Raw genomic sequence first — 20168 nt, 5'->3', positions numbered from 1 at the left:
AACGTGGATGATCTTCGGCCTCGGGTCGTCATCGGTGCTCTGGTCAGCGCGGGGCTCGCTTCGGCGTCCCTTCTCGCCGGGGCGGCGGCACCCGTGACGAGCGGTGTCCTGGCCGTCGCGGCGGTGCTGGTGATGATCACGACCCGGCGATCAGGGCCACCCCGAGAGTGATCATCACGGCGGCGATCAGGCCGTCCAGCACCCGCCACGCGCGGGGCTTCGCGAACAACGGGCTGAGCAGCCGCGCGCCGAACCCGAGCGCGACGAACCAGGTGATGCTCGCCGTCACCGCGCCGATCCCGAACAGCCAGCGGCCGGCCGCGATCGAGCCGAGGAGCACCAGCGTGTCGAGGTAGACGTGCGGGTTGAGCCACGTCAGCGCGAGCGCCGTCAGCACGGGCCGGCTGCTCGTCTCCGTTCCGGCGTTCAACGCCGAGGGCCTGAACGCCCTGCGCGCCGCCAGGAACCCGTATCCCAGCAGGAAGATCCCGCCCAGGACCGCGGCGACCGTGATGGCCTGTGGGAACTTCTTCACGATCACGCCGAAGCCGGCGACGCCCACCGCGACCAGGATCGCGTCCGAGAGGGCGCACACGGCGACGACCCTCACGACCGCTTGCCGGCGAAGTCCTTGCCGCAGCACGAAAGCGTTCTGCGCGCCGATCGCGACGATCAGGGTCATCATGGTGCCGAAGCCGAGCAGCAGGTCAGTCACGGGTTCCACGGTATTTACGCGGTCTTGATGAAACCAGCTAAAGATTCTTAAGTACCATTAGCCGCTGTGATGGATCTCGACCTGGTGCGGACGCTGCTCGCGGTCGTCGACGCGGGCACGTTCGACGCGGCGGCCACCGCGCTGCACGTCACGCCTTCCGCTGTCTCGCAACGCATCAAGGCCCTGGAACAACGGACGGGCCGCGTGCTGCTGGTGCGGGCGCGCCCGGTGCGGCTGACGCCGTCGGGCGAGGTGATCGTCCGCTACGGTCGCCAACTGCTCGCCCTGGACCAGGACCTCGACGCGGCACTCGGCGAGGACGCGGTCGCGCGGGTGCCCATCGCGGTGAACGCCGACTCGCTCGCCACGTGGTTCCTGCCCGCGCTGCAACGGGTGTCACCTGACCTGCGGATCTCCTTCGACCTCCATCGTGAGGACCAGGACCACACGACGGCGTTGCTGCGGCAGGGTCTGGTGATGGCGGCGGTGACGTCCTCGCGCGAGCCGGTGGCGGGCTGCTCGGTGACCAAGCTGGGCGAGATCCGTTACGCGGCAATGGCTTCGGAGTCGTTTCTGGAGCGTCACGAGGACGGTCCGCCGAAGTCGTGGCTGCCGGACGCGCCGGTCGTCGTGTTCGACCGCAACGACGACCTGCAGGACCGTTTCGTGCGCACGCTGACCCGTGGTCGCGGCGCCTCGGACCACCGCCACTACGTGCCGTCGTCCGAGGTGTACGTCCGGGCGATCGTGGCGGGCCTCGGCTGGGGAATGGTTCCACCGCAACAACTCCAGGACGGCCTCGTCGACCTCGTGCCGGGCCGCACCATCTCCGTGCCGCTGTACTGGCAGCAGTGGAAGCTCGACTCGCCGGCGCTGACCGCGGTGGCCGAGGCGGTCGCGGCCGAGGCGGGCGTGGCGCTGCGGTAGGAGTTAGCCTCGACGCCATGACCGGCGAGCCGATGAACCTCAACGGGAAGACCGCAGTCATCTACGGCGGTGCGGGCAACGTGGGCGGCGCGATCGCCGCCGCGTTCACCGAGGCCGGCGCCAGGGTGCACCTGGCCGGCCGCACGGAGGCGACGCTCAAGGCGAAAGCCGCCGAGCTCGGCGCCGAGTACGCCGTGGTCGACGCGCTCGACGAGCAGGCGGTGGACCGGCACGCCGCCGCGTTCGAACGGATCGACATCTCCGTCAACGTCACCACCGACGACGACGTCCAGGGCACGCCGATGGTCGAGATGAGCGTCGACGACTACCTGAGTCCCGTCGTGTCGGCGGTCCGGTCGAAGTTCCTCACGGCCAGGGCGGCGGCCCGGCACATGATCCGGCAGCGTTCCGGCGTCATCCTGTTCTTCGGCGGCACCGGTGAGCCGTCGGCGCACCGGAAGTGGCAGCTCGGCGGTCTGCTCGCGGCGTTCGACGCCGTGGAGTCGATGCGGCGCCAGCTCGCGGCCGAGCTCGGCCCGCGCGGCGTGCGGGTGGTGACCCTGCAGACCGGAGGCATCCCCGAGTCGGTGCCGGCGGAGCACCGGGCGCCCATCGAGGAGGACATCGTCGGCGACACGCTGCTCGGGCGGGCGGCGACGCTCGGCGACGTGGGGCGGACGGCGGTGTTCGCTGCCTCGGACTGGGGGCGCGCGATCACGGGAGCGCAGGTCAACATCACGTGCGGGAGCGTCTTCGGCTGATCCTGTCAGGTGCGACCTGTCGGGTTCCTGAACCCAGGAACCCCGCGCGTTCGCCGGGACGTTGTCCGTTACGTGCTCCTACCTCGCCTGGCCGCCATCGGCGGTTCGCTCGCCGTCGTCGCGACGATCACCATGGTCGGTCTGCTGGACCTGACCGCCGGTTCGCTGCGGCGCACGATCAGCGAGTACGCCCTGGGCGACTACCGCCTGGTCTTCGACGTCGCCGTGGTGCTGCTGGCCGTCGGATCGCTCGCGATCCTCGGCGTGCTGGCGCACAAGGGGCTGACGAGGTGGTGGTCCGGCGGCTCGATCGCGCTCGCCCTGTGGTCGGCCGGCCTGTTCCTCGTGGTGGTGTTCCCGAAGACGAACTGGGCCATGGGCACCAACGAGCTCAGCGGCAGCATCCACCGGTTCGGCAGCATGCTCGCGTTCGTCAGCCTGCCGATCGCCGTCATCCTGCTCGCGCGGCCGTGGCTGCGGGACCACGTGTGGGGGAAACACGCGCGGTGGACGATGGCGTCCGGTTTGTTGAGCGTTGTCGCATTCATGCCGATCTTGTACGCCATTGTGCTGGGCATGGTGTCCGACGTTCGGTGGTGGCGCGTGTTCCCGTTGGGCTACATAGAGAGGATCTTGCTCATCGCCGAGGTGGGCGCTGTGCTCGTGGTCGGGCTGTGGGCCGTCGCGGCAAGTAGGGTTGCGCCATGGCGAGTTGGGGAGACCTCGCGGATTACGTCCGCGCCACGTACGACGTCATCCACGACGAGGGCGAGGAACTGAGGATCCTCTGCACCTTCGGAGACGTGGAGGAGGACGAGGACGACCGCACGCAGGTCGTGATCATCGTCCGGGAAGTGCTCGACAAGATGCACGAGTGGGTGCAGATCGCGTCCCCGTGCGGGTTGGCCAAGGACGTCGACCTGCGGGCGGTGCTGGCGGAGGTCGGCAACTCCACCGTCGCGTGCGGCCTCGCGATCATGGGGGAGCACGTCGTGGTGCGGCACTCGCTGCCGCTCAAGGACCTCGACATCCACGAGTTCACCGACCCGCTCCAGCTGCTCGCCGGTACCGCGGACACGCTGGAGGAGCAGTTCTGGGGCGGAGACGGTTACTGATGTTCGACCTGACCCCGGCGGCGGACCGGCTCGCGGGCCTCGTGCGCACCGTGACGGACGGCGACCTGAAGGCGCCGACCCCGTGCCCCGGCTACACCGTCGGCGACCTGCTCGACCACGTGAACGGCCTGTCCGTCGCGTTCACGATGGCGGCGCTGAAGACCCCGCTGGAAGGCGCGGGTTCCGGCGACGCGTCCCGGCTGCCGCTCGACTTCCGCGAGTCCGTTCCACAGCGGCTGGCAGAACTCGCGAAGGCGACCGGGCAGCCGTTCGAGGTCGAGGAGGACCTGCTCCAGGTCGTCCACGGCAACGTGTCGTCGATCGGCCCGGACGACCGGGACGGCTCGCTCTTCGGAGCCGCGGTGGAGGTCGGCTCGAACGCGCCTCTGCTCGACCGTGTCCTGGGACTCAGCGGACGCGATCCCGGGTGGGCCTAGGTTAGGCTCTCCTAACGTGAGAACCATTACGGTGCAGGTTCGGGCAGGGCTGGGCGTCGGACGTCTCGCCGCCGCCATGCAGTCCCTGGTGGAACTGCATCCTGAGCTGTGCCGTTCCGGCTTCGCGCACCACGAGGTCGCGGATCCCGCCGCCGCCACCCCCGCGGCCCTCGCGGAGGCGGAGGCGGGGCTCGACCTGCAGACCGGCGTCCTGATGCACCTGGTGTGGCTCGACGCCGGCCCTGCCCGCACCGGCCGGATCGTGCTGGTGCTGCACGACATCGTGGCCGACCGCCTGCCCAGGATCCTGCCGTGGCTGGTGCAGGCCTGGAAGCAGCCGGTGCTCGTCAGCTGACCTTGCGCGCCAGGAACACGTGTTCCCGGCCCGGCCGGTCCGGTGCGTCCCGCACGTCGACGACCTCGAAGCCGCAGCGCACGAGGCTGTGGCTGACCTCCGCGCGCGAGCGGAACCGCAGCGTCGAGTCCGAGGTGATCACCGAGCCGTCCGGGAAACCGTAGGTGTGGCGGAAGGACACGAACGGCATGCTCACCTCGAGCAGGTCGAACTCCTCGCGCACGCCGACCAGCACCCGCGGCTTCACCCGCGCCCAGTCCTCCCAGGCTCGTTCCTCCGGCCGCCGCGTCTCGAACGCGAAGTGCCCGCCGGGTCGCAGCGCACCGTGCACGCCCCGCAGCGTGGCCTCCCAGTCGTCGCCGAGGAACACCTGCGCCACGTTTCCGGTCATCGTGGCGAGGTCTACCGACATCTGGGGCAACGTGGTGGCGTCGCCGTGGATCCAGGTGACCCGGGAGTCCTTGGCGCGAGCGATCTCCAGTGAGGCCAGCGCCGGATCCACCCCGACGACCGTCCGGCCGGATGAGGCGAGCAACACAGCCAGACGTCCTGTACCGCACCCGACGTCGAGCACGCTCCTCGCCTCGACCTCGGCCGCGATCCCGAGATATAAGTCCAGGTCCAGGCGTGGCCCGTCGAAGGCGTCGTAGATTTTTGCCAACCGGGGGTCGGCGAATATGGCGTCAGGCATTCCACATCGTAGGCCCGACGACGAACGGCATCAGCAACTCGATCACCTCTCGGTCCGGCTTTCCGTTCAGTTCCTCCTCCGCGACCCGTCGCGCGATGCCCGCCAGGAAGTCCGCGACCTGCACGCGAGCGTCGTGCTGCGAGTCGACCAGCGTGAGGCTTTCCAGCCGTGGAGCCAGTTCTTTGAGCCGCTGGATCCGCCCGCCGGTCAGCGACAGCTGCTGGTCGTGCACGATCGACACCGGCCCGTCCCACTGCGCCACTGCCCGCAGGATCGCCGGGAACAACGGGTCGAGCGCCCCGCGCGGCCCACGGGCGCGCAGCAGGTCGTTGTACAGCTCCAGGGGTCCGGTCACCGAGCCGAACTCCGCCCGCACCCGTGAGGCCAGGTACCGCCGTTTGTCGACCAGTTGCACGCGGGCACGACCGGCCAGCGGACCGTCCTGGCCGAGGAACCACAGCAGCACCCAGCGGTTCTTCGTCCGAAGCAGGTGGTTCGCCTTGTATTCCAAGGCAGGTGACCTGATCATCTGGCGCAGTGCCTCGACGCACGCCGAAGCCTCGGCCTCGGACAGCGACACCCCGGCGTGCGCGAAGACCGCCGTGACCCCGCCGACGAGCTTCTCGCCCTCGGACCCCGACTCGTCGCAGGCGATCTCCATCAGGACATCCGGAACACGGGGCCACGCGCGCGGAACGGCAGGTGCGCGCCCGCCGGTACGAGGAACGCGTGCTCCCGCCGGATCCGTAGCACGTCGCACCCCCCGTCGGTGATCACCAGTACCGGGCCGCCCGGGGGGAAGTCGTCCGCGCGTTCGAGCAGGTCGATGCCGGGCTGCAGCACCGTGCCGCCGCGCCCCCGCACCGCCACCCGGCCCGCGATGTCCTCGACGGGCACGTATCCGGCGTCATATGCCATCGCGTCACAGAAAACCACGCGTGCGGCGGGTACGTCACGTGCCGCGGCGTAGGAGGCGATCGCGCCCAGCGCCTTGCCGAGCAGCCTGGGGTCCATCGAACCGGACGTGTCGAGCACGACGCCGAACGTCGGCCGTGCCTCCAGCGACTCCGGCCGCACCCAGCCGGGCCGCGGAATGTCCGGAGTGGACGCTTGCCGCCGTGACGCACGCGCGTAGCTGCGGCGTTTCTCCGCGGCCGGAACGAACTCCTCGAACCACCGCGCCAGCTGGGCGTCCCACGACAGCGGCGGGTGCTCCAGCGCCCTGATCTCCTCGACCAGCCCGGCGGGCAGGAGTCCGCGGGACGACGTGTGATAACTCAGGCCGGTCAGCAGGGCACGCCGGTAGAACTCGTCCAGATCCGTCACGTGGGCGGGTCCGCGCAACGGTTCGCCGAGCAGATCACCCTGGTGGTTCCCGCGCAGGGTCAGCAGCTTGCGGTACCGCCTCAGGTCCACCGCGATCCGGTCGTACACCGACTCCGCCGACAGGCCGCGCAGTTCCGGGTCGTGCAGCACGCCCTCCGGTGGCGAGCCGACGCCCATCTCGACGAGCCAGCCGTTCACCACGAAGTCGGCGGCGATGTTCCACAGGTACGGATCGCGCCCGCCGACCCGGTCGCAGTGCCGTAGCGCGGCGTGCAGCATCTCGTGCGCGAGCACGAACCGCCACTCCTGCTTCGTCAAGCCGGCCAGCGGGTTCACGTAGATCTCGGCCGAGGCCGTGGACACCGCCGCGATCGAGATGTCCCAGCCCCGCGCCAGTTCCGCGTCCGCCACGACCTTCATCGTCGACGCCAGCGCGCCCAGCAGCGGGTAGTTCGACACGAACCAGCCGAGCGCGAGCTCCCATTCACTCCGCACCGGCCGCGAATCCGTCAACGACGACCGCGCTCCACCCGCCACGTCGATCGCGGCCGCGGCGGCGTTGGACAGCCCGGCGGCGAACCGTTCCGCCCACTTCTCCGGGGCCTCCGACTCCTTGCCTCGCACACACCTGCCCGGTTCCCACGACGGTGGCCGCGTGCCGAACCTCAGCGCGGGCTGGAAGTCGAGCACGACGTCACAGGAGTGCGTGCTGAAACCCAGGTGCAGCAGGCAATGCGCGAACACCCACGTCCACTCGTCCTCGCTCGCCTGCCGTGACGGGTGGGCGAGCAACTTGCCGTCGAGCGAGATGTCGGCCCACGGGTGCTCGGAGCGCCGGAACACGTACGAGCTGAGGGCGGCGAACAGCGGATGGGCGGCGATCCGCTTCTCCGCCGCGTCGAACGCCACGATGGCTGGATACGCACTGACCCTGGCACGCTTCCTCATGCGCGGGCCGCGACCAGCCGGGGCAGATCGCGGGTGACCTCGACGAGGAACCACGTGGGCAGCACCGGGTTGCCGTCGTCGTCGGCCGCGATCACCATCTGCGCGATCTCCAGCGACAGCTCCGCCAGCTCCAGCAGCAGCGCCTTGCCGCGGTGCGCGAGCTGCTTGCCCGCCGCGGACGCGTGCGCCTTGTCGTGCGGCAGTTCCTTCACCAGTCGCGCGCGGAACGCCTCGCCGAGGAAGTAGAGCAGGTCGCGGTCCTGGGGTGCCGACGGCCAGCGGACGTCCCCGCGCAGCACGGCCTCCAGCCCGAACGCGTTGCGCACGGTCTTCACGTACGCCTTGAACATCGACGCGTGGTTCGCGGTGACCGTGCCGAACGCCAGCACCCCGAGCACGTCCTCGGAGATGTCGTCGCCGAACGAGTGCAGCGCGTCGGACAGCATGTGCCAGCCACGCGGCGTCGAGAACGTCTCCTCGACCTTCGGCGCCGCGCTCCACAGGTGGTCCGGGCGCTGCGTCAGGTACTCCAGCACCCACGGGTGGATGTTGCTCTCGCGCGCCCATGCCAGCCAGTCGCGCGCGGACGCCGTGAGGTGCACGTGGATCATGCGGTTCACGAGAGCGGACGCCATCGGGCGCGCCAGGGCGTTGTCGACCGCCCGGTTTCCGGCGCCGATCACGATCGATCCCTTCGGCAGCTCGTAGGAGCCGATCCGGCGGTCGAGGATCAGTGAGTAGAACGCCTTCTGCACCTCGGGGGAGCTGGCGTTCAGCTCGTCGAGGAACAGGCAGTAGGGGTCGTGCCGCGCGATGGACTCCGGCGGCGCGAACCGGGACCGGCCACCGACCAGTTCCGGAACTCCGATGAGGTCCTCCGGCGCCAGCTGCGTGCCGAGCAGCGTGACGCACTCGAGGCCCAGTTCGGTCGCGAACTTGCGGACGAGTGAGGACTTGCCGATACCCGGTGCTCCCCAGAGGAAGACCGGTCGGACGACGGCGACGTGCAGCAGCACCTCCGGGAGCTGTGCTGGTGTCACGGTGACTGTGGATCGCATCAGGTGGTCGAGGATGCCAAACCCGGTCGGTTCCAGTCGCCCGATTTTGTTGACACGAGCAGAGGTCTAGTGCTGTGATTCAAGCCACTACTGACAGGAAAGCTTCTTAACTAAATCGCCGCCGCGCCCTGCAGTCCCCCTCACACAGGAGGCACCTGTGGCCAGACCCCTGTTGTTGGTCGTCCCGGCAGCCTTGGCACTCGCTGTCGTCCCGGCAGTCGCGATCGCCGCACCGGTCCAGTACCAGGCGGAAAGCGCGACCATCTCCAACGGTCTCGTCGAGTCGAACCACGCCGGCTTCACCGGCTCGGGGTTCGTCAACTACGACAACGAGGTCGGCAGCTCCGTCGAGTTCACCGTCGACGCGGGCACCGCCGGTCCGGCGACGCTCACGTTCCGGTTCGCCAACGGCCAGACGGCGAACCGCCCGATGGACATCTCGGTGAACGGCTCGGTGGTGGCGAGCCAGCTCTCGTTCCCGAGCACGGGCGCGTGGACGTCGTGGACCACCAAGTCCACGACCGTCACCCTGAACGCGGGCTCGAACAAGATCAGGACCGTCGCGACGACGGTCAACGGCGGCCCGAACCTGGACCGCGTCGACGTCGACGCCCAGCCGGGCACACCGGACACCGCGGCCCCCTCGGTTCCCGGCAGCCTGCGCTCCACCGGCACCACGGCGTCCTCGGTGTCGCTGGCGTGGAACGCGTCCACCGACAACGTGGGCGTGACCGGGTACGTGCTGTCCAACGGGCAGACCGCGTCCGGCACCACCCACACGGTCTCCGGCCTCACGCCGGACACCGCGTACACCTTCACCGTGCAGGCGCGTGACGCGGCGGGCAACCTGTCCGGGGCGTCGAACTCCATCTCGGTGCGCACCCAGCCGGGCACGCCCGGCGGCACCAGGCCGCACGACGTCAACGGCCTGCTGCGCGTGTGCGGCGTGCAGCTCTGCAACCAGTACGGCAACCCGATCCAGCTGCGGGGCATGAGCACGCACGGCATCCAGTGGTACCACCAGTGCTCCAAGTCCCAGTGGTGGGACGCGCTGGTGAACGACTGGAACGCGGACTTCATCCGCGTCGCCATGTACATCCAGGAGGACGGTTACGAGACCGACCCCCGCAAGTTCACCGACATGATGCACGGGTACATCGAGGAGGCCACGCGCCGTGGCATCTACGTCCTCGTGGACTGGCACCAGCTCTCGCCCGGTGACCCGAACTACAACCTGTCGCGCGCCAAGACGTTCTTCACGGAGATCGCCAACCGGCACAAGGACAAGACGAACATCATCTACGACATCGCCAACGAGCCGAACGGCACGTCGTGGGCGAGCGTCAAGTCCTACGCCGAGCAGATGATTCCGGTCATCCGCAACATCGACCCGGACAGCCTCATCGTCTCGGGCACGAACGGCTGGTCGACCTTCGGCCACTCCGACGGCGACAGCCCGTCGCAGGTGCTGAACAACAAGGTCAACGCGACGAACTTCATGTACTCGTTCCACTTCTACGCCCAGGCCCACCGCGACGAGTACCTGAGCGTCCTGGACCAGGTGTCGAGCCAGGTCCCCGTGTTCGTGACCGAGTTCGGCACGCAGGCCGCGTCCGGTGGCGGGACGAACGACTTCACCATGTCGCAGAAGTACATCGACCTGATGGCCCGCAAGAAGATCTCGTGGGCCAACTGGAACTTCTCCGACGACGGCCTGACCGGTGCGGTGTTCAAGACCGGTACCTGCTCGGGTACCACGTTCGCGGGCACCAGTGTTCTGAAGCCGGCCGGTGTGTGGGTGCGCGAACGCATCCGGACTCCGGACAACTTCCCGACGTCTTGATCGAGTGAACGGGTGTGGCCGCTCGCGGCCACACCCGTTCTGCTACGTCAAAGGCCAGGTGTGCACGGGTTCGTTGGCGTGCATCAGGTCCACATAGGTCCGCAGCATCGTGCGCAGCGCGTCCGCCCGGTCCATGTGCGTGTGGTCGTAGTGCCGGTGGAACTCCCGCGCCTGCCAGGTGGCGCCGTTCACGCCGCTCAGGCACCGCTGCTCGATGACGCCCAGTAAACGATCACGCTCCGACGAGTCGACGCCCCACCGGATCAGGCCCTCGTGCGCGAGCGGCAGCAACCGGCGCAGCACCAGTTCGACCACCGGCACCGTGCCGACGCCGGGCCAGTACATCTGCGCGTCCATGCCGTTGCGCGAGGCGGCGTTGAAGTTCTCCTCGGCCGCCTGGAAGCTCATCTGCGACCACAGTGGACGTTCGTCCTCGGCCAGTGCGCGCACCAGGCCGAAGTACAGCGCCGCGTTGGCCAGGGTGTCCACGACGGTCGGCCCGGCGGGCAGCACGCGGTTCTCGACGCGCAGGTGCGGCCGGTCGCGCACCACGTCGTACACGGGCCGGTTCCAGCGGTAGATGGTGCCGTTGTGCAGCTTCAGCTCGCCCAACGCGGGCGTGTCGCCCTTGTCGAGCACCGCCAGCGGGTCCTCGTCGTCGGTGATCGGCAGCAGCGCGGGGAAGTAGCGGACGTTCTCCTCGAACAGGTCGAAGATCGAGTTGATCCACCGCTCGCCGAACCACACGCGCGGCCGCACGCCCTGGGCCTTGAGCTCGTCGCCGCGGGTGTCGGTGGCCTGCTGGAACAACGCGATGCGGGTCTCGCGCCACAGCTCCTTGCCGAGGAAGAACGGCGAGTTCGCGCCGATCGCGACCTGCACGCCCGCGATGGCCTGGGCGGCGTTCCAGTAGGCGGGGAACTGCTCAGGGCTGACCTGCAGGTGCAGCTGCGTGCTCGTGCAGGCGGCCTCGGGGACGATCGAGTTCGCCGTGAGGTGCAGGCGCTCGACGCCGTCGATGGAGATCTGCAGGTCCTCGCCGCGCGCGGCCAGCACCTGCTCGTTGAGCAACGCGTAACGCGGGTTGCCGGAGAGCAGGTCAGGGGAGATGTCCTTGCTGCGCAGGGTCGGCAGGATGCCGTTGATGACCATGTGCGCGCCGACCTCGCGCGCCTTCTCCTCGGCGGAGTTGAGGCTGCGCCGGACGGTCTCCTCGAACGCCGTGATGCCACCACCGGCGAGCCGGCGCGGGGCCACGTTGATCTCGATGTTCCACTGGCCCAGCTCGGTGACGAAGTCAGGATCGTCGATGACGTTCAGCGCTTCATGGTTCTTCATCGCCGGATCGCCGTGCTCGTCGATGAGGTTGATCTCGATCTCGAGGCCGGTCATCGGCCTTTCGAAGTCGAAGCGGGCCTCACGCAGCATCCTCGCGAACACGTCGAGACAACGCCGCACCTTGGTGCGGTACCGCGTGCGGTCCTCGCGGGTGAACTCGTGCTTCGCGACGTCCTCGCCCATGGTGGCCTCCCGGCGGTCGAGGGTTCACCCCACCACTGTGCACCATGATTGATCAAGCCGACACTCGTGTCTTGTTGCGGAAGAGCGGGCCGTCCCTGGGGAGACGGCCCGCTCTACCCCCAGAGGTACCTGTCAGGGGCGGTCGTACTGCTCGCAGGTGAGCCAGTCGTCGGCCCCGTCCTGGAGACAGGCGATCACGTGGGCGGGACCGCCGGGGATGTCCACCACGAGGTTCAAGGTGCCGGTCTTGGTGGTGTCGCAGTGCAGGCTGGTGCTCCTGGAGGGGTACTCCTTGTAGTTGGCGTCGTAGGGCGTCACGTAGAGCCGGCGGCAGTAGCTGGCCTTGAGCGTGAAGTCGACGTCGACGGAACGCGCGTGCCAGCGCACGGTTCCGAACGCCTTCGTGGCGCCGTAGACGAGGTCCCACGGCTCGGAAGGGTCGGCGGTGATGGATGCCGGACCCGCGTCGGCGGGCGCCGCAGTGGCCGTGACCGGCGACATCAGCACCGCGCCCACGGCGGCGAGTGCCAGCCCCGCGCCGGCGATTCGGCGCAGCATTCCCCTGAAGTTCATCGGATCCCCTTTGTGAAAGTGGCGTTCGCCGGGTGCCGCAGGTCAGGCTGGCAGGACGCTCCAGCGCGTGGCCTCGCCGCAGTTGATCAGGTAGGCGAACTTGCCGGCCGAGCCGCTGTTCGTGTGCAGGCACTTGCTGGATTCCACGCCGTGCTTGATGTACCTCGGCGAGCCAGAAGTCGAGGTCCACCCGGACGACGGCGTGTCGCAACGACTCATGATGAAGACCTTCGCGCCGTCTGATGCCAGACACGCGTCCCACTGCACGTTGCGGAACCTTCCCACCGAACCAGTCGTGTAGTTGCTCCACTGCTGCTCGGCCGAGCCGTTGCACACAAGGAGGCCGACCTCACCGAGGTCGTTGGCTGTCAGGCAGTTGCGTGAGCTCGCGTGCAGGATGTTCACGATCCCCGCAGCGGTGATGTCGTCCTGCGCCGCCGGAGCCGCCGTGGCCGAGGCGGGTGCCATCAGCATCGCCCCGACCGCCGCGAGCGCCGCCCCCGCGCCGACGACCCGGCGCAGCATTCCGGTGAACTTCATCGTGTTCCCCTCTGTCAGAACCGCGGACTTTCGCGGTCTGAAAGCCAAGCTAGGGAGCCCATCTACACGGCACCTACATGCCGGCCACACCGGTCCGACAGCAAAGGAGACCTTCGGCCCGTGTCCAAGCGTGATAGCGCTGCTACGCTCCGAAGTCGTCGACTGGACCGGGTGGGGGAGCCTTGGTTACTACAGCGGCGTTCGCGGTCCTCGGACCGCTAAGCGTCATGAACAACGGTCAGCGCCTTCCGCAGGCAGGCCGGCGCCAGCGAGCGCTGCTGGCCGCGTTGCTGGTCAGGGCACGGCAGCCGATCAGCGTGCCCGGGCTCATCGAGGCGCTGTGGGGTGAGCGGCCGCCCGTGTCGGCGATCGCCAACGTGCACACCCACGTGAGCCGGCTGCGGCGTGAGCTGGCCTCGATCGGTCTGGCGGACCGGCTGGTCACCGACAGCGGCGGCTACCGGCTGCACGTCGAGCTGGACGAGCTCGACAGCACCCTCTTCCAGAGTTCCGCCGAGGAGGCGCGGGCCGCGCTGGCCTCGGGGGACGCCGTGAAGGCGGTGGCGGTCTGGGAGGAGGCGTGGTCGGGCTGGCGGGGTGAGCCGCTGGAGGACGTGCCGCGGTGCGGGTGGCTGGAGGGCGAGGTGGTGCGGCTGGAGGAGATGGCCACCGCCGCACGCGAGGACTTCGCCGACGCACGCCTGGCGGCCGGGCAGTTCGGCACCGTCATCACCGAGTTGAGCGCGCTGGTGCGGCAGTCGCCGTTGCGGGAGGGGCTGTGGCGCCGGCTGATCCTCGCCCAGCACCGGGCCGGGCGCCGGGCCGAGGCGCTCGAGACCTACCGGGCGCTGCGGGCGGTGCTGGTCGAGGCGCTCGGGGTCGAGCCGTGCGACGAGATCCGGCGGCTGCACCAGGAGGTGCTGCGCGGCACGTCCTCGACGCCGCGGGTGGTGCGGCCGATGCAGCTGCCGGTCGGCGCGGAGGACTTCGTCGGGCGCTCGGGCGAGACGGCCGAGCTGGTCAGGATCCTGACGGAAGAGCGAAGACCCGCCGTGATCGTGGGCAAGGCGGGTGTCGGCAAGACCGCGCTCGCGGTGCGGGTGGCGCACGAGGTCGGGCCCGAGTTCAGCGGCGGGCAGCTCTACGTGCGGCTGGGCGGTACCTCGCCGTCGCCGCGTGATCCGGCGACCGTGCTCGCGGAGCTGTTGATCGCGCTCGGCGTGCACCCGCACGCGGTGCCGGACGACCTGGACGCCCAGGCCGCGCTGTACCGCTCGCAACTCGCCGCACGGCAGGTGCTCGTCGTGCTGGACGACGCGGCGGGCATGGCACAGGTCCGGCCGCTGTTGCCGGGGTCGGCGGGGTCCGCGGTCCTGATCACCAGCCGGGTGCAGCTCGTGGAGACGGCGGGCACGCACGCGGTGCACCTCGACGTTCTCGGCCCGCGGGACTCGGTCCGGTTGCTGGCGTCGATCGCCGGGCAGGACCGGATGACCGCGGACCCCCTCGCCGCCGCCGAGGTCGCGCGCTACTGCGGCAACCTGCCACTGGCGTTGCGGATCGCCGGGTCGCGGCTGGCCAGGCGGTCCCACTGGACGGTCGGGCGGCTGGCCGCCCGGCTGGCGTGCGAGGGCACGCGCCTCAACGAACTGCGCATCGACGACCTGGAGGCGCGCGCCAGCCTGGCGTTGAGCTACCAGGCGCTGACCGGGGACCAGCAACGGGCGTTCCGGCTGCTGAGCCTGCTGGACGCCCCCGACTTCCCCGGCTGGGTGGCCGGTCCGCTGCTGGAGGCCGAGGTGCCGGACGCGGAGGAGATCGTCGACAGCCTCGCCGACGCGCACCTGCTGGAGTCCGCCGGTCCGGGTCGCTACCGGTTCCACGAGCTGCTGCGGGTGTTCGGGCGCGAGCGGGCACAGGAGCAGGACACTGCCGCAGACCGGACCGGCGCGCTGCGCAGGGCGTTCACCGCGTGGCTGGACCTGGCCGTGCGGGCGGAGGCCGACCTGCCGTGCCGGTTCCTCAAGGTGCGGCTGCTCGATCACGGCTCCGCGCCGGACGTGCCGATCGGCGATCCGCTCACGTTCCTGGAAACCGAACGCGACCCACTCGTCGCGGTGGCCGGGCAGGCCATCTCGCTCGGCATGACGGCGCTGGGCTGTGACGTCGCCTGCGTGCTGACCACGTTGTTCGACCTGCGCGGCCACTACGACCTGTGGCGGAGGACCCACACGTTCGCGCTGGAGGCCGCGCAGCGGGCGGGGGACCGGTACCACCGCGCGGTCCTGAGCCAGGGGCTCGGCGCGCTGGCGTTCTACCGGGACCACTTCCACGAGGCGAACGTGCACTTCCTGGAGGCGCAGGGGTTGTTCGCCGATCTGGGCGACGTGCACGGCCAGGCCTACGCCGACCTCGGCGTCGGCAGCGTGCACATGTTCCACGGGCAGCACGACGACGCGGCCGTCGAACTGACCCGCGCGCTGGCGGTGTTCCGCGACTGCGAGGACGCCTGCGGTGAGGCGTTCTCGTTGCAGGGACTGGGAGTCGTCCGCCGCAACCAGGGCCGTCTCGACGCCGCGGAGTGCTTCCTGAACGACTCGCTGGCCATCTTCGCCGAGCTCGGGTGCGCGTACGGGCGGGCGTGCACGCTGTTCAGCATGGGCCTGCACCACAACGCCCGCGGCGACCTGGAGGCCACCGAACGCGCCCTGATGGAGTCCATCGAGCTGTTCGGCGCGGCGTCCTGCCCTCGTGACGAGGCACTGGCGTTGCACGTCCTCGCCGCCGTCTACGCGCGGCAGGGTGACGGGGACAGGGCAGCCGAGCTGATGACCCGCTCGCAGGTGGTGTTCTCCCCGGCGGACGAGAGCGTCGGCAAGGCGGAGACTCTCTACAGCCTCGGTTGGGTGGCGTACCGCACCGGCCGCGTGGACGAGGCCGTCGCCTGTTTCGGTCAGGCGTCGCGGCTGTTCGGACTGCTCGACATGCCCGTGCACCTGGAGAGGACGGCGAAGGCGCTGACCGAACTGGGGCTCACCGCGCCAGGTCGCTGAACAGGTGCCGCCGCAGCAGCGCGAACACCAGCAGACAGGGCAGCGCGGTCACGGCGGCGACCGACATCACCTCCGGCAGGCCGAGGTGCTCCGCGCTCACGGCGGACAGCCCGACCGTGAGCGTGTACATCGAGCCTGACCGCGCGGCCACCAGCGGCCACAAAAAGTCGTTCCAGTGCCACAGGAACACGAACACCGCGAGCGTCGCGAGCACCGGCCGGCACATCGGCAGCACCACGTGCCAGTACGTGCGCCAGTCGCCGGCGCCGTCGATCCGCACCGCGTCGAAGACCTCGTCGGGCAGCGCCCGGATGAACTGCCGCAGCAGCAGGACGGCCTGCGCGTTGGCGAGCGTCGGCACGATCAGGCCCCAGTAGGTGTCGACCCAGCCCATCAGGGCGATCAGCAGCAGCGACGGCATCACGACGGTGTGCACCGGGACCATCAGGGTCGCGACCAACGACCACAGCAGCGCGTCACGTCCGGGAAAACGCTTGCGGGCGAACACGTACGCGGCCATCGACGCCGAGAGCAGCACGACCACCACCGACACCGCCGCGTACACCGAGGTGTTGACCAGCCACCGCGGCAGGCCGGAGGTCGTGAACACCTCGGTGAGGTTGCGCAACGTCAGCGATCCCGGCAGCCCGTGCGGGAGGGTCGGCTCGTCTGACGGGGAGAGCGCGATCACCAGCATCAACACGAACGGGCTCACCGCCGCGAGCGTGATCACCGCCAGCAGCGCTGTCAGTAACCGTTGCCGCGTCATGGTTTCCTCTCCAACGCACGGTGCTGCACGAGCGACACCAGCAGGATGACGGCCCAGAGCACCACGCCGGCCGCCGCGGCACGGCCGTAGGTGAGGTGGGTGAAGCCGTAGTCGTAGATCGCGTACGCCAGCGTGTAGCTCGCCCTCATCGGACCGCCGTTGGTCATCACGTAGACCGTGTCGAACACCTGGAACGCGCCGATGGTCTCCACGGCGACCACGAAGAGCAGCGCGGGGCGCAGGAGCGGCAACCTGATGTGCCGCAACCGCTGCCAGGCGCTCGCGCCGTCCACCCGCGCGGCGTCCACGCAGTCGGCGGGCACGGTCTGGACGCCCGCGAGCAGGATCACCGTCGCGTAGCCGAAGCCCTTCCACACCCCGACGACGGCCAGCGCGGGCAGCACGAACGCAGGGGAGTCCAGCAGCGGTCCGAAGATCCACCGCCAGACGACCCCGGCGAGCACCAGGCTCGTGACGTACGGCGCCAGCAGCGCCGCGCGGAACAGGCGACGGCCCCACCGCGCGGCGTTGAGCAGCAGCGCCGTGCCCAGTGCCACCGCGACCGTGAGCGGCACGCAGAGCGCCACGTAGCCCAGCGTGGTGGCCAGGCTGTTCAGAAAGACCGCGTCCTGGAACAGATCCGCGTAGTTCGCCGTGCCGGTGAACCGCCAGTCGCCACCCAGCCGGTAGTCGGTCAGGCTCAGCCCGAGCATCCCGGCCATCGGCACGAACCGGAACACCCCGAACAGCACCAGCACCGGCAGCAGGAACACCAGCGTGGTGAACGCCCGGCGCATCAACCCCGGCCGAGCATCGCGTCGACCTCCCGGGCCGCCTCGGCGAGCGCCTGCTCCGGTGTGGCGCGGCCGAGCAGCGCGGCCTGCAGATGCGGTGCGAGCAGACTCATCACCTTGCGCGCCCGGGGATGCGTGTCACCCGCGTTGGCGAACGGCAGCGCTTCGGTGAAGGTCCTGCTCACCGCGTCGGCGGGCGCCGATGTCGCGGTCGTCCACGGCTGGAAGTACCCCGACCGGGCGCACAGTTCCTCGGTCACCCGCGGTGAGGCCAGGTAGGTGAGCAGGTGGCGGGCGGCATCGGGATTCTTCGCGGCGCGCAGCAACGTGACCGCGCCCGGCATCCCGAAGGTCGCCTGCACCCTGCCCCGCAGCGGCGCCCCGATCACGGTGTCCTGCTCGCCGACGCCCGCGATGACGGCGCGGGCCTGGGCGGCGGTCGCGGCGTGGGCCATCGCCGCCCTGCCGGTCACGACCGGTTCGTTCGCGGGCCCCGAGCCCTTGGTCGCGGCGCCGTCCGGCAGACCGCCCGCGTTCTCCAGGTCGACGAGGAACCGCAGCGCCTCGATGCCCTGTGGGGAGTCGAAAGCGCTTTTCGTGCCGTCCGCGCTGAACACGGTGCCGCCCGCCTGCCACAGCAACGGGTAGAAGGTGAGGTTGAGCGTGGACTCCGTGGAACCGGAGTAGTCGAGCACCGGAACGCCCCTCGCGGCCAGCTTGGGCGCGGCCGCCCGCACCTCGTCCCACGTGCGCGGCAACTCGGTGATCCCGGCTTCGGCGAACAGCTTCCGGTTGTACACGGTGGTGGTGACGGTCTGGTAGAGCGGCACACCGTAGGCCTGGTCCCCCACGGTCACCGCGGCGAGGGCCGAGGGCCGGAACGCGCGCTCGGCGCCGGTCACGACGTCGCCGACCGGCTGGAGGGCGCCCTGAGCGACGTACTGCGGGATCATGTCCGGTTGCAGCAGCACGACGTCCGGGCCGCTGCGGGACATCAGCGCGGCGCCGAGCTTCTCCTCCCTGCTCCGCCAAGGCTGCAGTTCGACCTCGAGGTCCACGCCGTACCTGGCCTCGAAACCGGTCTCGACGTCCCGCCAGAACTCCTCGCTCCGCGTCCGGTCCTCGATCACCGGGTACATCCACAGGGTCACGGTGTCCCGGCCGGAATCGGCCGTGCCGCACCCCGCGAGTGCCACGACGAGTGCCGTCAGGAACCACTTCCTCATGCCGCGAGCCCCACTGTCGTCTCGATGCCGAAGAGACCTGCGGCGTTGCGCCACATCACGTGCTCGTACTCGTGCTCGGTGACGTCCGCGTCGGCGATCACGCCCAGCGCGATCGCCGGGTCGACCAGGGTGCTGTCCGTGCCGAACAGCATCTGGCCGAGCGGCACCCGGTCGAGCGCGTACCGGAACCTGCCGCGATCGGTGATGGAGCAGCACGGCTCCAGGTAGAGCCGGTCGGTGCGGCACGCCGCGTCGACCGCGGTCCGCCACGCGGGGCCACCCATGTGCCCGGCGATGATCCGTAGTTCCTCGTGCCGCTCCAGCACGTCCACCAGGCCCAGCACACCGTCGTCCCAGGTGTGGATCAGCACCGGCAGTCCTGCCTGCGCCGCGAGCTTCAACGCCTCCGTGGTCGCCGTGGACGTCAGCGGCAGGTCCGGGTACGTCGTGTGGATCTTCACCCCCACGAACCGCCCGGTCGCCTGGTGGCGCTCCAGTTCCCTGGCCGCCTCGCCGAGCTCGTTCGGGTTGATCACGAGGTAGCCGAGCAGGCGCGGGTGCGCGGCGAGCACCTCCGCCATCCACCTGTTGCCGCTGACCATGTCGTACGTGACGGCCTCCGACGCCGACACGATCTGCAGGTCGATGCCGTACCGGTCCATCAGCTCGATGTTCGTCTCGACCGCTCCCACCTCGGTCGAGAAGAACCACGGCCCGGCGTGCGCGTGCACGTCGATGATCACGATCCGTCCCCCAGCCATCCCGTGGCCGTTCCCCCGGCCACCTGCCGCCATTCCTGCTCGGTCAACCTGGCCGTCCGCAGCCGCAGCGCCGACGGCATCACGTCGTGCAGCGGAGCCCGCGATCCGTACGCCAGCCGGTCGGTGCCCACCTCGCCCGCGATCCGCTCGATGTTGTCCGGTCCGACCAGCATCCGGGTGGACGCCACGAACCCCGGCTCGCGGCGGGCCAGGACCACGAAGTCCGCCACCCGGTACGAGTGCACGTCCAGGAAGCACACCCGCGTCCCGCTGAACGGCCGCCAGAACCGGCTGACGTCCCCGCTGGTGAGCAACGTGAGCCCGCTCGCCGTCGCGACCTCGATGACGTGCGCCAGGCCGGGTGAGTCCGGTTCCACCCACTGCTCGACCGGGAAGAGCCGCAACAACCGCACCCCGCTCGCGGCCAGCCGGACGATCTCCTCCTCCGCCGTGAGCGCGTCCCGGATGTCGACGGTTCCCACCGGCACGTGCCCCGTCTGCTCCGTCGCCTTGCGCATCTCGTCGTTCCCGGAGCACGCGTCGAACAACCCGCCCCGCAGCGAGCAGACCAGCCCCCGCCTGATTCCGTGACTGCTCAGCTGCTCGTCCACCGCGCCGATCGACGCGTCGAGGTCCCGGCTGGGCACCGCGCCGAACAGGACGTCCACGTCGAGGTCGATTTCCTGCCGTTCGGCGGGCACCGCGGGCAGGGGAGGCCTGAACACCATGGTGATCAGTGTGCTGACCACCCCTAC

At 69.8% G+C, this 20168-nt stretch carries 22 protein-coding genes; 9 read left to right on the top strand and 13 right to left on the bottom strand.

Annotated features, from left to right (window positions below):
* Positions 1-3: 3 nt before the first annotated feature.
* Positions 4-171, top strand: a complete 168-nt coding sequence (locus tag LX88_RS26035) for a hypothetical protein (RefSeq protein ID WP_258950425.1) — start codon at positions 4-6, stop codon at positions 169-171.
* On the opposite strand, the gene LX88_RS26030 is transcribed toward LX88_RS26035, so the two are convergent.
* Positions 137-685 (bottom strand): LysE/ArgO family amino acid transporter, encoded by a 549-nt coding sequence (locus tag LX88_RS26030; protein WP_258950557.1) that lies wholly within the window; start codon positions 683-685, stop codon positions 137-139. The two genes, LX88_RS26035 and LX88_RS26030, sit on opposite strands and share 35 nt — an antisense overlap.
* Positions 686-784: 99 nt before the next feature.
* Here LX88_RS26030 and LX88_RS26025 point away from each other — a divergent pair, with 99 nt between their 5' ends.
* The 6 genes from LX88_RS26025 (at position 785) to LX88_RS26000 (ending at position 4310) form a co-directional block, all read left to right on the top strand.
* Positions 785-1642: a LysR family transcriptional regulator ArgP gene (locus LX88_RS26025; RefSeq protein ID WP_258950556.1), complete on the top strand. Its 858-nt coding sequence runs from the start codon at positions 785-787 to the stop codon at positions 1640-1642.
* A gap of 32 nt (positions 1643-1674) precedes the next feature.
* Positions 1675-2403 (top strand): SDR family NAD(P)-dependent oxidoreductase, encoded by a 729-nt coding sequence (locus LX88_RS26020; protein WP_258950555.1) that lies wholly within the window; start codon positions 1675-1677, stop codon positions 2401-2403.
* A gap of 72 nt (positions 2404-2475) precedes the next feature.
* Complete coding sequence (locus LX88_RS26015) at positions 2476-3183, top strand: DUF998 domain-containing protein (RefSeq protein WP_258950424.1); 708 nt, start codon at positions 2476-2478, stop codon at positions 3181-3183.
* Positions 3108-3518: a type III secretion system chaperone family protein gene (locus tag LX88_RS26010; RefSeq protein WP_090068945.1), complete on the top strand. Its 411-nt coding sequence runs from the start codon at positions 3108-3110 to the stop codon at positions 3516-3518. Before LX88_RS26015 ends, LX88_RS26010 begins: the two co-directional genes overlap by 76 nt.
* Positions 3518-3955, top strand: coding sequence for a maleylpyruvate isomerase family mycothiol-dependent enzyme (locus tag LX88_RS26005; RefSeq protein ID WP_258950423.1), 438 nt, complete (start codon positions 3518-3520; stop codon positions 3953-3955). Before LX88_RS26010 ends, LX88_RS26005 begins: the two co-directional genes overlap by 1 nt.
* A gap of 16 nt (positions 3956-3971) precedes the next feature.
* Positions 3972-4310, top strand: a complete 339-nt coding sequence (locus LX88_RS26000) for a hypothetical protein (RefSeq protein ID WP_258950422.1) — start codon at positions 3972-3974, stop codon at positions 4308-4310.
* On the opposite strand, the gene LX88_RS25995 is transcribed toward LX88_RS26000, so the two are convergent.
* From LX88_RS25995 to LX88_RS25980, 4 genes are read right to left on the bottom strand one after another with little or no spacing between them, the layout of a single operon-like run.
* The gene (locus tag LX88_RS25995; protein ID WP_258950421.1) at positions 4303-5001 is read right to left on the bottom strand and encodes a class I SAM-dependent DNA methyltransferase; all 699 of its coding nucleotides are present in this window, start codon (positions 4999-5001) and stop codon (positions 4303-4305) included. The two genes, LX88_RS26000 and LX88_RS25995, sit on opposite strands and share 8 nt — an antisense overlap.
* Positions 4994-5662 carry a DUF3800 domain-containing protein gene (locus LX88_RS25990; RefSeq protein ID WP_258950420.1) on the bottom strand — a complete coding sequence of 223 codons (669 nt, stop codon included), beginning with the start codon at positions 5660-5662 and terminating at the stop codon, positions 4994-4996. The genes LX88_RS25995 and LX88_RS25990 overlap by 8 nt, the downstream gene beginning before the upstream one ends.
* Complete coding sequence (locus LX88_RS25985; protein WP_258950419.1) at positions 5662-7236, bottom strand: vWA domain-containing protein; 1575 nt, start codon at positions 7234-7236, stop codon at positions 5662-5664. The genes LX88_RS25990 and LX88_RS25985 overlap by 1 nt, the downstream gene beginning before the upstream one ends.
* 35 nt (positions 7237-7271) lie before the next feature.
* Positions 7272-8333, bottom strand: coding sequence for an ATP-binding protein (locus tag LX88_RS25980; protein WP_258950418.1), 1062 nt, complete (start codon positions 8331-8333; stop codon positions 7272-7274).
* A gap of 157 nt (positions 8334-8490) precedes the next feature.
* Between LX88_RS25980 and LX88_RS25975 the strand changes: the two genes are divergently transcribed.
* Positions 8491-10176: a cellulase family glycosylhydrolase gene (locus LX88_RS25975; protein ID WP_258950417.1), complete on the top strand. Its 1686-nt coding sequence runs from the start codon at positions 8491-8493 to the stop codon at positions 10174-10176.
* A gap of 42 nt (positions 10177-10218) precedes the next feature.
* Here the strand turns inward: LX88_RS25975 and LX88_RS25970 are convergent, their stop codons facing one another.
* The 3 genes from LX88_RS25970 to LX88_RS25960 form a co-directional block, all read right to left on the bottom strand.
* Positions 10219-11697, bottom strand: a complete 1479-nt coding sequence (locus LX88_RS25970; RefSeq protein ID WP_258950416.1) for a glutamate-cysteine ligase family protein — start codon at positions 11695-11697, stop codon at positions 10219-10221.
* A 132-nt stretch (positions 11698-11829) separates the two neighbouring features.
* On the bottom strand, positions 11830-12270 hold the full coding sequence (locus LX88_RS25965) for a hypothetical protein (protein ID WP_258950415.1): 441 nt from the start codon (positions 12268-12270) through the stop codon (positions 11830-11832).
* A 42-nt stretch (positions 12271-12312) separates the two neighbouring features.
* On the bottom strand, positions 12313-12810 hold the full coding sequence (locus LX88_RS25960) for a ricin-type beta-trefoil lectin domain protein (RefSeq protein WP_258950414.1): 498 nt from the start codon (positions 12808-12810) through the stop codon (positions 12313-12315).
* Between the two features lie 227 nt (positions 12811-13037).
* Between LX88_RS25960 and LX88_RS25955 the strand changes: the two genes are divergently transcribed.
* Positions 13038-15863 (top strand): AfsR/SARP family transcriptional regulator, encoded by a 2826-nt coding sequence (locus tag LX88_RS25955; RefSeq protein WP_258950413.1) that lies wholly within the window; start codon positions 13038-13040, stop codon positions 15861-15863.
* On the opposite strand, the gene LX88_RS25950 is transcribed toward LX88_RS25955, so the two are convergent.
* From LX88_RS25950 to LX88_RS25930, 5 genes are read right to left on the bottom strand one after another with little or no spacing between them, the layout of a single operon-like run.
* Complete coding sequence (locus LX88_RS25950; RefSeq protein WP_258950412.1) at positions 15844-16632, bottom strand: carbohydrate ABC transporter permease; 789 nt, start codon at positions 16630-16632, stop codon at positions 15844-15846. The two genes, LX88_RS25955 and LX88_RS25950, sit on opposite strands and share 20 nt — an antisense overlap.
* Positions 16629-17429 (bottom strand): carbohydrate ABC transporter permease, encoded by an 801-nt coding sequence (locus tag LX88_RS25945; RefSeq protein WP_258950411.1) that lies wholly within the window; start codon positions 17427-17429, stop codon positions 16629-16631. Before LX88_RS25945 ends, LX88_RS25950 begins: the two co-directional genes overlap by 4 nt.
* Positions 17429-18652 (bottom strand): ABC transporter substrate-binding protein, encoded by a 1224-nt coding sequence (locus tag LX88_RS25940; protein WP_258950410.1) that lies wholly within the window; start codon positions 18650-18652, stop codon positions 17429-17431. The genes LX88_RS25945 and LX88_RS25940 overlap by 1 nt, the downstream gene beginning before the upstream one ends.
* Positions 18649-19395 (bottom strand): amidohydrolase family protein, encoded by a 747-nt coding sequence (locus tag LX88_RS25935; RefSeq protein ID WP_258950409.1) that lies wholly within the window; start codon positions 19393-19395, stop codon positions 18649-18651. Before LX88_RS25935 ends, LX88_RS25940 begins: the two co-directional genes overlap by 4 nt.
* Positions 19392-20141 (bottom strand): amidohydrolase family protein, encoded by a 750-nt coding sequence (locus LX88_RS25930; RefSeq protein WP_258950408.1) that lies wholly within the window; start codon positions 20139-20141, stop codon positions 19392-19394. The genes LX88_RS25935 and LX88_RS25930 overlap by 4 nt, the downstream gene beginning before the upstream one ends.
* Positions 20142-20168 lie beyond the last annotated feature (27 nt).

This window comes from Lentzea californiensis, assembly GCF_024648825.1.
GTDB lineage: Bacteria > Actinomycetota > Actinomycetes > Mycobacteriales > Pseudonocardiaceae > Lentzea > Lentzea californiensis.
The sequence above is the reverse complement of the archived record's forward strand: the minus strand, read 5'-3'. Positions and strand labels throughout refer to the sequence as shown.